At 60.2% G+C, this 9,365-nt stretch carries 9 protein-coding genes; 3 read left to right on the top strand and 6 right to left on the bottom strand.

Going from position 1 to position 9,365, the window contains the following annotated elements; genetic code table 11:
- The first annotated feature begins 2 nt into the window (after positions 1–2).
- On the top strand, positions 3–653 hold the full coding sequence (locus JWQ61_RS09830; RefSeq protein WP_304360372.1) for a response regulator: 651 nt from the start codon (positions 3–5) through the stop codon (positions 651–653).
- Entirely contained in the window at positions 631–2,145 is a 1,515-nt protein-coding gene (locus JWQ61_RS09825; RefSeq protein WP_304360371.1) for an ATP-binding protein, read from the top strand. Before JWQ61_RS09830 ends, JWQ61_RS09825 begins: the two co-directional genes overlap by 23 nt.
- A gap of 18 nt (positions 2,146–2,163) precedes the next feature.
- Here JWQ61_RS09825 and JWQ61_RS09820 read toward each other — a convergent pair whose 3' ends face one another.
- The 3 genes from JWQ61_RS09820 to JWQ61_RS09810 all read right to left on the bottom strand — a co-directional run bounded on the left by JWQ61_RS09820 (position 2,164) and on the right by JWQ61_RS09810 (position 4,550).
- Complete coding sequence (locus JWQ61_RS09820) at positions 2,164–2,796, bottom strand: cupin domain-containing protein (RefSeq protein WP_304360370.1); 633 nt, start codon at positions 2,794–2,796, stop codon at positions 2,164–2,166.
- An 11-nt stretch (positions 2,797–2,807) separates the two neighbouring features.
- Positions 2,808–3,710 (bottom strand): LysR substrate-binding domain-containing protein, encoded by a 903-nt coding sequence (locus JWQ61_RS09815; RefSeq protein WP_304360369.1) that lies wholly within the window; start codon positions 3,708–3,710, stop codon positions 2,808–2,810.
- Positions 3,711–4,124: 414 nt separating this feature from the next.
- Positions 4,125–4,550, bottom strand: coding sequence for a DUF4019 domain-containing protein (locus JWQ61_RS09810; protein WP_304360368.1), 426 nt, complete (start codon positions 4,548–4,550; stop codon positions 4,125–4,127).
- A gap of 122 nt (positions 4,551–4,672) precedes the next feature.
- Between JWQ61_RS09810 and JWQ61_RS09805 the strand changes: the two genes are divergently transcribed.
- A complete protein-coding gene (locus JWQ61_RS09805) occupies positions 4,673–5,995 on the top strand; it encodes an Nramp family divalent metal transporter (RefSeq protein WP_304360367.1) in 1,323 nt (440 codons plus the stop codon).
- Here the strand turns inward: JWQ61_RS09805 and JWQ61_RS09800 are convergent.
- From JWQ61_RS09800 to JWQ61_RS09790, 3 genes are all read right to left on the bottom strand, one after another.
- Positions 5,992–7,179, bottom strand: coding sequence for an acyl-CoA dehydrogenase (locus JWQ61_RS09800; RefSeq protein WP_304360366.1), 1,188 nt, complete (start codon positions 7,177–7,179; stop codon positions 5,992–5,994). The two genes, JWQ61_RS09805 and JWQ61_RS09800, sit on opposite strands and share 4 nt — an antisense overlap.
- Positions 7,180–7,572: 393 nt before the next feature.
- Positions 7,573–8,694 carry an alkene reductase gene (locus JWQ61_RS09795; RefSeq protein WP_304360365.1) on the bottom strand — a complete coding sequence of 374 codons (1,122 nt, stop codon included), beginning with the start codon at positions 8,692–8,694 and terminating at the stop codon, positions 7,573–7,575.
- A gap of 143 nt (positions 8,695–8,837) precedes the next feature.
- Positions 8,838–9,365: TetR/AcrR family transcriptional regulator (locus JWQ61_RS09790; RefSeq protein ID WP_304360364.1), on the bottom strand; the 528-nt coding region annotated here is incomplete at its 5' end.

The following is a 9,365-nucleotide window of genomic DNA, read 5'->3' as shown; positions in this document are numbered from 1 at the left end:
ACCTGGAAAAGAACCAGTACGAAGTGCGCCTGGCGCATAACGGCGAGGCGTTCCTGGCCGAGTTCCAGCGCTACGCCGAGGAACTGTCGCTGGTGATCCTGGACGTGATGCTGCCGGATACCGACGGCTTCGCCTTGTGCAAGACGGTCCGGCGCAAATCCAACGTGCCGATCATCATGCTCACAGCCAGTTCCGACGAAACCGACCGCGTGGTCGGCCTGGAGCTGGGCGCCGACGACTATATCGCCAAGCCTTACAGTCCGCGCGAGCTGCTGGCGCGCATCAAGGCTATCCATCGCCGCACCGGCATCGACAGTGCCGTGGCACCGCGCTACTACCGCTTTGTCGGCTTCACGCTGGACACGGTGGAGCGCACCCTGAGCGATCCGGATGGCCAGCTGGTGGCGCTCACCGGCCTCGATTATCAATTACTGAAATACTTTGTCGAACACCCGGGCGACGTGCTCGACCGCGGCGTCCTGTGCGAGGAAACCCGCGGCCGCGATGTCGGTCCGTTGGACCGTTCGCTGGACGTGCAGATCAGCAAACTGCGCCTGCGCCTGAACGACGGCGGCAAGGACCCGCACCTGATCAAGACGGTGCGCGGCGCCGGTTACGTATTCTCTGCCGATGTGGCCGCTGCGCAAGTCTGAAGCCGTGCCCGAGCGTAGCTGGTCGGCCTGGTATAGCCGGCTGCTGTCCTGGCTGCTGCCGCACACGCTGCTGGGCCGGCTGTCGGTGGTGATGGTGTTCGGCGTATTGGTGACCCAGCTGGCCGGCGGCCTGATCTGGTCCGCGCAATTGCGCAGCAAGGCCGAGGTCGAAACCAAGACAGCGGCGCAGCATCTGGCGCACAGCGCAGCCAGCGCTGTCCGTTTCTTCATGAGCTTGCCGGCGAATTACCGGCCTATCCTGATCCAGCAGCTGCGCGAAATGGGCGGCACCCGGTTTTTTGTGAACACCAACGACGGCCCGGTGACCATCCACAAGATTGCCGACAATACGCTGGCCAACATGGCGCTAGCCGATATCGGCGCCACGCTGAAAACCGACCTGCCGTTCCTGCCCGGTTTCCGCCTGGCGTTTGCCTGGCCCGACGACCTGATGGTGTCGCCGCAAGGTTTGCAGGTTGCGGACCTGCCGGACAGCTGGGTCCAGCACACGCTGCTGATCAAGCCCAACCCGGCGCCGGTGCTGGTGATCCAGACCGAACTCGAGCCCGGCAACTGGCTCTACCTGGCGGCGCTTATGCCCAATCCTTATTTCCTCGACAGCGATAACCCGCTGTCGCCCGAACGCCTGCTGTTGCAAGGCCTGTCGCTGGCTACCGTGCTGCTGCTGTCGATCCTGGTGGTGCGCTGGACCACGCGGCCGCTGGCGGCGCTGTCGGATGCCGCCGAAGCGTTCGGCAAAGGCGAGGCCGCGCCCGAATTGCCGGAAACCGGCAGCCGTGAATTCATCAAGACCGCACGCGCGTTCCGCGCCATGCGCGAACGCATCAAGCGTTACCTGGACGACCGCGAGCGCCTGTTCGTCTCGATCTCGCACGATTTGCGCACGCCGATCACGCGCCTCAAGCTGCGCACCGAACTGCTGGACGACGAGCATCTGCGCAGCGAATTCCACGAAGACCTGGACGAGCTCGACATGATGGTGAAGGGCGCCTTGCAGTCGGTCAAGGATAGCGATATCCATGAAAACCGCACCGAGGTAAAACTCGATACGCTGATCTTGCGCATGATCCGAGACGCCCGCATGGCGGGACACGAAGTGGCGTTTACCGAATCGGGCCTGACAGTGATGGCCAAGCCGCTGGCGCTCAAGCGCGCCATCGGCAACCTGTTCGACAACGCGCTGCACTATGGCCAGAAGGTAGAAATCTCGGTCGCCAGCCTGATCAATGAATCCGGCAGCAATATCCAGATCCAGATCCGCGACCATGGCCCCGGCGTGCCGGAAGAAGCCTTGCACAGCCTGTTCGAGCCGTACACCCGGCTGGAGCATGGGCGCGACCAGAATGCCGGCGGCATGGGACTTGGGCTGGGCATTGCGCGTAATATCGTGCAGGCGCATGGCGGCGAGCTGCACTTGCGCAATCATGTCGATGGCGGCCTGGTGGCCACCATCGTTTTACCTGCCGATTAGGAATTGGCGAGAGAGGGTTTAACCGAGTTTCGGTGAAAGTCTATCGATGATTTTTGTGTGTCCGGGATTCTTGCTGTGAAATGCGGCCAGGTTTTCCTGGTCGATGATCTTGAATTTCGCGAATTCGAACGGTCCTCTGCATTCGCAAGTGACGAGTCCATACTCTCCGCTCGGATAGGCGCCGAACCAGTCGCCGAAATCCTGGTTTTTTTCTATGACCACGTCATTTTCATACGTCACCGCTTCTTCGGATTTCCACAATCCGCCGGCATTTATTTTCGGGATTAACAAAGAATCTCCCGAGATCAGCCTGAATTTCTCTTGCGTGTCTTTCAGGCTATGCCAGCTGGAGATGGCCCGCTCGGGCAGCAGGTAAAAAATCACAGTGCAAGCATCGGTGCGGATGAATTCGCGATAGAAGCCGCCTTCCGGATGGGGTTCCAGCGCAAGTCCGGACTCGATATGCTTTGCATCCAGTCGATGGTTTTCAGACAGCGCTTCCAGTTTTCCGACGTATGTTTCTATATTTGATTTTTCTACAAGCAATCTGTTTTTTTCAGCAGGGTCTGCTTGCGCGGCCGCTGAAATGAGCTCTTCCAATTCGCCAAGGTAGCCGCTTAAATTTTCAATCAGTCTTTCAGGCGAATACATTCTGGTTCCTCTTACAGGCCGAAGTTATAGTTTTTAGCAACATGGAGAGCAGCCTCGCGCAGGTCGTGGGCGAGTTCGGAGCGGATGCCGCCGCTAGGGTAGGCCAGCACGTATTTGTAGTTGATGTCGGCCTTGAACGGCCGCGTGACGACGCCGTGCGGGCGCCAGATTTTGGCCGCGAACGGCTCCACGATGGCGACGCCGAAACCGTTGGCGACCATGGCGTAACGCGTGTGCGAGGTATGCGTCTGGATGGTGTAGTTGGGGCGGATCGCGGCCGAGTTCAGCGTCGACAGTTCGCGGTCATAGGATTGGGCGCTGTTGGGCATCCAGCCGATCACGTTCTCGCCGTCCAGGTCTTCCGGCAGGATCATTTCCTTCTGCGCCAGCGGGTGGGTCGCCAGCATCGCGCACAGCACGGTGGCTTCCATGATCGGTTCGACTTCGATGCCGGCGAACGGCGGAAACGCCAGGCTCAGCGCCATGTCGACCTTGAGGTCTTGCAGGCTGACCAGGATTTCGGGCACGGTGCAGCTGTCGATCTTGACCGAGACATCGGGGTGCTGCTTGAAGAAGCGCTGCAGCACCTCCGGCAGCAAAGTGGTCGACAGCACCGGCAGGCAGGCGACAGTCAAGCCTTCGGGGGCTTCATGACGGATATTGCCCGCCACTTGCATCAGCCGCTCCAGCCCCAGGAAATTTTCTTCCACCGCCTTGTAAAAGCGCACGCCGGCATTGGTCGGCTCGAGGCGGCCCTTGGCGCGGTTGAACAGGCGGAAACCGAGGTCGGCCTCTAGATCGGCGATCAGGCGGCTGATCGCCGGCTGGGTCACGTGCATGCGGCGGGCCGCTGACACGCTGGTGCCGGAAATCATCAGTGAGCGGAAAGCCTCGATTTGTCTGAAACGGATCATGATCTTATGCCAATGCAGGGGGTGGTTGTAACGCTCTATAACAAACTGCTATGGCGCATACAAATTTGTGAGTGGACATGATATTCCATTCTTGTGACACTGTCTGCACTGGATATATTGTTATCGGCATAGCCAGCAATTGCCGCAATTGCCGATAATAATTAGCCACACCGATTTTACATTGAACGATGTTTCAATGAGTGCAGCGACAGGCCGGGTCTGCCGCTTGCGCAAGACGTTTTCTGGTTATGCTCCAGATTTGCCCACAAGGCGCCCTGTTTTAAGAGATTTCGAGGCCCTCACAAGGTGGCTTTCGGATCCTGGGGTCAAGCTAAGCCGCCAAGGCCGCAACTCTCCCGATCAGCATTTCCGCTTCCTTCCCGCCGTATCCCCCGCACGTTTCTTTTGCTGCCGTCAGCGAATGAAATAACCAGAGACTTTCCAGCTGCCGTCTTTTTCACGCATGGGCGTAATGGTTTCCGCCGCCGATTTTTTATTTTCGAACTGCGTCTCGTACTGGATCACCACATATTCGCCATCGGGCGCGCCGGGCAGGGTGGTTGCATACTCCGTGCTTTTCAGCTCACGCATTTTTACCGGACCGAGCGGCGCCCGCAATGAGCGGATCCCGGTTTCCCATGTGTTTTTTGCGATGCCGGTCTTGAAGAATGTGCCTGCGCGTTCCCAGCTTTCACCGTATTTGCCGGCGTCGGTCAGCGTCATCCAGGTTTTGGCCGCGGTTTCGGCTTGCTGGATGAGTTCGGCTTGAGGGTCTGCGGCGAAGGAGGGCGTGGCAGCGGCCAGCAGTGCAGCGGTGACCAGCGTCAGTATGGTTTTCATTTTCCTAGCCTCCGGATGAACTGCTGCCATATTGGAAGTACGCTCAAATCATAGGGGTTGCAGCGGGCATACGCAATGCCCGTGACAATATAGAATTGGGGCAACTCTATCAGGAAGCCTACATGTATCGTTTGCCGACCACTGCCACCGCACCGTTTTGCCCTTCCGAAGTTGCCGGCACCATCGCAGTGCCGAGCAGCGGCCCGTTCTGGAAAAAAATCCTCAGGTTCGTCGGCCCCGGCTTGCTGGTCTCGGTCGGCTACATGGATCCCGGCAACTGGGCCACCTCGATCCAGGCCGGCTCGCAGTTCGGTTACCAGCTGCTGTTCGTGGTGCTGGCGTCCAGCCTGGCCGCAATCGTCTTGCAATGTCTCAGCATGCGCCTGGGTATCGCCACCAACAAGGACCTGGCGGTGCACTCGCGCGAGAACTACAGTCCGCGCGTCAGCAAGGGCATGTGGTTTTTCGCCGAGATTTCCATCATCGCCTGCGACCTGGCGGAGGTATTGGGGTGCGCGCTGGCGTTCAAGCTTCTGCTCGGCGTTTCGCTGCCGGTCGGCGTGCTCCTGACTGCGTTCGATACGGTGCTGGTGCTGGGTTTGAAAGGCAAGGGCTTCCGCCAGATCGAAGCCATCATCCTTGGCCTGGTGCTCACCATCGCAGTCTGCCTGTTCGTCGAGCTGGTGTTCCTGAAGCCGGACTGGCATGCGGTGGCCGCCGGCATGCTGCCATCCTTGAGTGCGCTGTCGAGCCGGGAGCCGCTGTACCTGGCGATCGGCATCCTTGGCGCTACCGTGATGCCGCACAACCTCTACCTGCATTCATCGATAGTGCAGACGCGGGTGGTGGAAAAGAACGACCGCAGCCGGCGCCAGGCGATACAGCTGTCGCGGCTCGACACCATCGTCTCGCTGCTGCTGGCGCTGCTGATCAACGGCGCCATCCTGGTGCTGGCGGCGAGCGCGTTTCATGCCACCGGGAATACTTCGGTAATCGATATCGACCAGGCCTATCACCTGCTCGATCCGATTACCGGCAGCGCCGCCGCCGGCATCCTGTTCGGCCTGGCGCTGCTAGCCTCGGGCCAGAGTTCGACGTTCACCGGGACGATCGCCGGCCAGGTCATCATGGAAGGTTTCCTCAACCTCAGGATCCCGTGCTGGCAGCGGCGCCTGCTGACGCGCGGCTTGGCCTTGGTGCCGGCTCTGATCGGCGTGCTGACCTGGGGTGAACATTCGGTGGGGCGCCTGCTGGTGCTCAGCCAGGTGGTGCTGAGCCTGCAGCTGCCGTTCGCCATGTATCCGCTGATCCGTCTCACCAGCCGGCGCGACGTAATGGGCGCGTTCGCCAATTCGTGGCTGACGGCGGGGGTGTCCTGGCTGTTGTTCGCGCTGATTTCAGCGGCGAATATCTGGCTGGTGCTGCAGGTGTTCGGCGTCGGCTAGTTGGCGAACGCCGGGATGCCGGTCTGCGCCCGCCCCAGGATCAGTGCGTGCACGTCGTGCGTGCCTTCATAGGTATTCACCACTTCCAGGTTGACCAGGTGGCGGATCACGCCGAACTCGTCGGAAATGCCGTTGCCGCCCAACATGTCGCGCGCAACGCGGGCAATCTCCAGCGCCTTGCCGCAGGAGTTGCGTTTCATGATGGAGGTGATTTCCACCGAGGCGCTCCCTTCATCTTTCATGCGGCCCAGCCGCAGGCAACCCTGCAGCGCCATGGTGATCTCGGTTTGCATGTTCACCAGCTTCACCTGCACCAACTGGTTGGCCGCCAGCGGCCGGCCGAACTGCTTGCGGTCCATGGTGTACTGGCGCGCCGCATGCCAGCAGAATTCGGCGGCGCCGAGCGCGCCCCAGGCGATGCCGTAGCGCGCCGAGTTGAGGCAGGTGAACGGGCCTTTCAAGCCGCGCACTTCGGGGAAGGCGTTTTCTTCCGGACAGAACACCTGGTCCATCACGATCTCGCCGGTAATTGAAGTGCGCAAGCCAACCTTGCCGTGGATGACTGGCGTCGACAGTCCCTTCCAGCCTTTTTCAAGGACAAAGCCGCGGATCGCGCCTTCATCGTCCTTGGCCCAGATCACGAACACGTCGGCGATCGGGCTGTTGGTGATCCACATCTTGCTGCCCGAGAGCTGGTAGCCGCCGTCGACCTTGCGCGCGCGCGTGACCATGCTGCCGGGATCGGAGCCATGGTCCGGTTCGGTCAGGCCGAAGCAGCCGATCAGTTCGCCGCTGGCCAGCCGCGGCAAGTACTTTTGCCGGGTGGCTTCGCTGCCGAATTCGAAAATCGGCAGCATCACCAGCGAGCTTTGCACGCTCATCATGGAGCGGTAGCCGGAATCGATGCGTTCGATTTCGCGCGCGATCAGGCCGTAGCTGACGTAGCTCAGGCCGGCGCCGCCGTATTGTTCCGGGATGGTCGCGCCAAGCAGGCCGAGCGCGCCCATTTCGCGGAAAATCCCGGCGTCGGTCTGTTCATTGCGAAACGACATCAGCACCCGCGGCGCCAGCTTGTCGCGCGCATAGGCGGCGGCGCTGTCGCGCACCAGGCGTTCCTCGCCGCTGAGCTGCTGCTCCAGCAAGAGCGGATCGTCCCAATGAAAGCTGGCGTGTGATGAAGGCATGTGTTATCTCCAAGAATCTGTTGTGTACGACCTGCCTGTTTGGCAGGCGGGTATTGGCTTTGCAATTCGCATTGCAGCTATCGTACTAAAGTTCCTGCCATATTACTCGATGCCTTTTACAACAACGGCTCAAGTTCCAGCTGCGCAGTTAAATGGGGTCAGAGTTTTTTTTCGCGCCTTTTGCGAAAAAAAACTCTGACCCCATTTAACGGACCACGGAGTCCGTGCGCTGGCATTCGTTTGTAGTTACCAAAAACGTTCGCTACTCCGCAGTCGCAAATCGAATAATTCGACTCTGACCCTAATTAATTGATGTGATCTCCAGACGAAAAAAATCCCGCTCGCCAGAAAACTGTATTTGCGCAAGCGGGATTGGAGAAGACGTTGCTTTGCTTATGCTTCGGTCAGCGCCGGATAGTCGGTATAGCCATGCTCGCCCACGCCGCCATACAGCGGCGCATCTTCAAACGGCACGTTCAAAGGCAGGTTGTGCTGCAGGCGATGCACCAGGTCCGGGTTGGTGATGAAGGCGCGGCCGAAGGCGACCAGGTCGCCGTGGCCGCTGGCGATTGCCTGGCGCGCCATCATGCGGTCGTAACCGTTGTTGACCAGCCAGGCGCCGTCGAAGCGCTGGTGCAGTGCTTCGTAATCGAACGGTGCATTGTCGCGCGGGCCGCCGGTGTGGCCTTCGACTACGTGCAGATAGGCCAGGCCGAACTGGTTGAGTTGCTCGACCAGGTAATTGAACAGCGGCTGCGGCTGGCTTTCGCTGGAGTCGTTGACCGGCGATACCGGCGAGATGCGCACGCCGACCCGGCCGCCGCCGATTTCGGCGGTAGCGGCGGCGACCACTTCCAGCAGCAGGCGGCTGCGGTTTTCGATGCTGCCGCCGTAGATGTCGGTGCGATGGTTGGAACCGTCGCGCAGGAAACTGTCGAGCAGGTAGCCGTGCGCGCCGTGGATTTCAATGCCGTCGAAACCGGCGTCCATGGCGCGTCTTGCGGTCTGGCGGAAATCGTCGATCACCCCTGGGATTTCTTCCAGCGTCAGTTCGCGCGGCACCGAAGTATCGACAAAACCTTCGCCGACCACAAAGGTCTTGGCATCGGCGCGGATCGCCGATGGCGCTACCGGCGCCTTGCGGCCAGGCTGGAACGAGACATGCGACATGCGGCCGGTATGCCAGATCTGGACCACGATGCGGCCGCCTTTTTCATGCACGGCGTCGGTGATCTTTTTCCAGGCGGCGACCTGTTCCGGCGTATGCAGGCCAGGCGTGTTGGCGTAACCCTGGGCCTGGGCCGACACCTGGGTCGCTTCGGTGACGATCAGGCCGGCGCCGGCGCGCTGGGCGTAGTACTTCAGGTTCAGCTCGTTCGGCACGTTGCCTTCGCCGGCGCGGTTGCGGGTCAGCGGCGCCATCACGATGCGGTTGGCTACTTCGATGTCGCCGATGCGGGCTGGCTGGAACAGGCTGTCTTCGGTACGGGTTTCTGGGGTGCGGCTCATGTACATTCCTTCGTGAATAAATCGCTGTCAGGCGATTGGTGGTTTGACTTGTTGTTGAAAAAAAAATTGCAATACAGGTTGATAAGTGACCGGTCGTCTCGGATTTGTTATAAAAAACGGATTCCATTCCTTCTGTGACTTCTGTGAGGTTATGGCAGGAAAAAATGATCGAACATCAGGTTGACGCAGGCGCGCACCGGCGCTGTCGAGCGCTCGATTTTCATGCGCAGCAGGGCGCCTTCCCAAGCGTTCCAGAAAAAATCGGTAAGTTGTTCCGCGCTCAGGTCGGTGCGCACCGAACCGTCTGCCTGGGCCTTGCGCAGATAGCTGGCGAAGCGCTTGCGCCAGCCGGCCACCACTTCCTGCAAAGTGAGGCGGCAGAGTTCGCTGGACTCCGACATTTCGGCGGCAAAATTGCCCAGCAGGCAACCGGCTTTCACCGCGCACTGTTCGTGGTAGCCGATGATGCGTTCGTAGGTGTAGCGCAGCGCGGCCAGCGGCTGTTCCGGTCCCTCGGCAAAATAGCCGGACCATTTGTCGGCGAAGCCGTCGGCGTAGAACGAGATGACCTCGGCGCCGAAGTCTTCCTTGCTCTTGAAATAGTTGTAAAACGAACCCTTGGGCACGCCGGTGGCATCGACGATTTCCTTGATGCCGGTGCCGTTATAGCCTTGCTC

It is taken from the genome of Collimonas fungivorans, assembly GCF_028292705.1.
GTDB classification, from domain to species: domain Bacteria; phylum Pseudomonadota; class Gammaproteobacteria; order Burkholderiales; family Burkholderiaceae_D; genus Collimonas; species Collimonas fungivorans_B.
The sequence above is the reverse complement of the archived record's forward strand: the minus strand, read 5'-3'. Positions and strand labels throughout refer to the sequence as shown.

Excerpts from the sequence above, each read along its gene's own strand:
- JWQ61_RS09820 (WP_304360370.1), bottom strand. The coding sequence starts at position 2,796 with ATGTATTCGCCTGAAAGACTGATTGAAAATTTAAGCGGCTACCTTGGC.
- JWQ61_RS09810 (WP_304360368.1), bottom strand. The coding sequence starts at position 4,550 with ATGAAAACCATACTGACGCTGGTCACCGCTGCACTGCTGGCCGCTGCC.
- JWQ61_RS09795 (WP_304360365.1), bottom strand. The coding sequence starts at position 8,694 with ATGTACATGAGCCGCACCCCAGAAACCCGTACCGAAGACAGCCTGTTC.
- JWQ61_RS09815 (WP_304360369.1), bottom strand. The coding sequence starts at position 3,710 with ATGATCCGTTTCAGACAAATCGAGGCTTTCCGCTCACTGATGATTTCC.
- JWQ61_RS09800 (WP_304360366.1), bottom strand. The coding sequence starts at position 7,179 with ATGCCTTCATCACACGCCAGCTTTCATTGGGACGATCCGCTCTTGCTG.
- JWQ61_RS09825 (WP_304360371.1), top strand. The coding sequence starts at position 631 with ATGTGGCCGCTGCGCAAGTCTGAAGCCGTGCCCGAGCGTAGCTGGTCG.
- JWQ61_RS09805 (WP_304360367.1), top strand. The coding sequence starts at position 4,673 with ATGTATCGTTTGCCGACCACTGCCACCGCACCGTTTTGCCCTTCCGAA.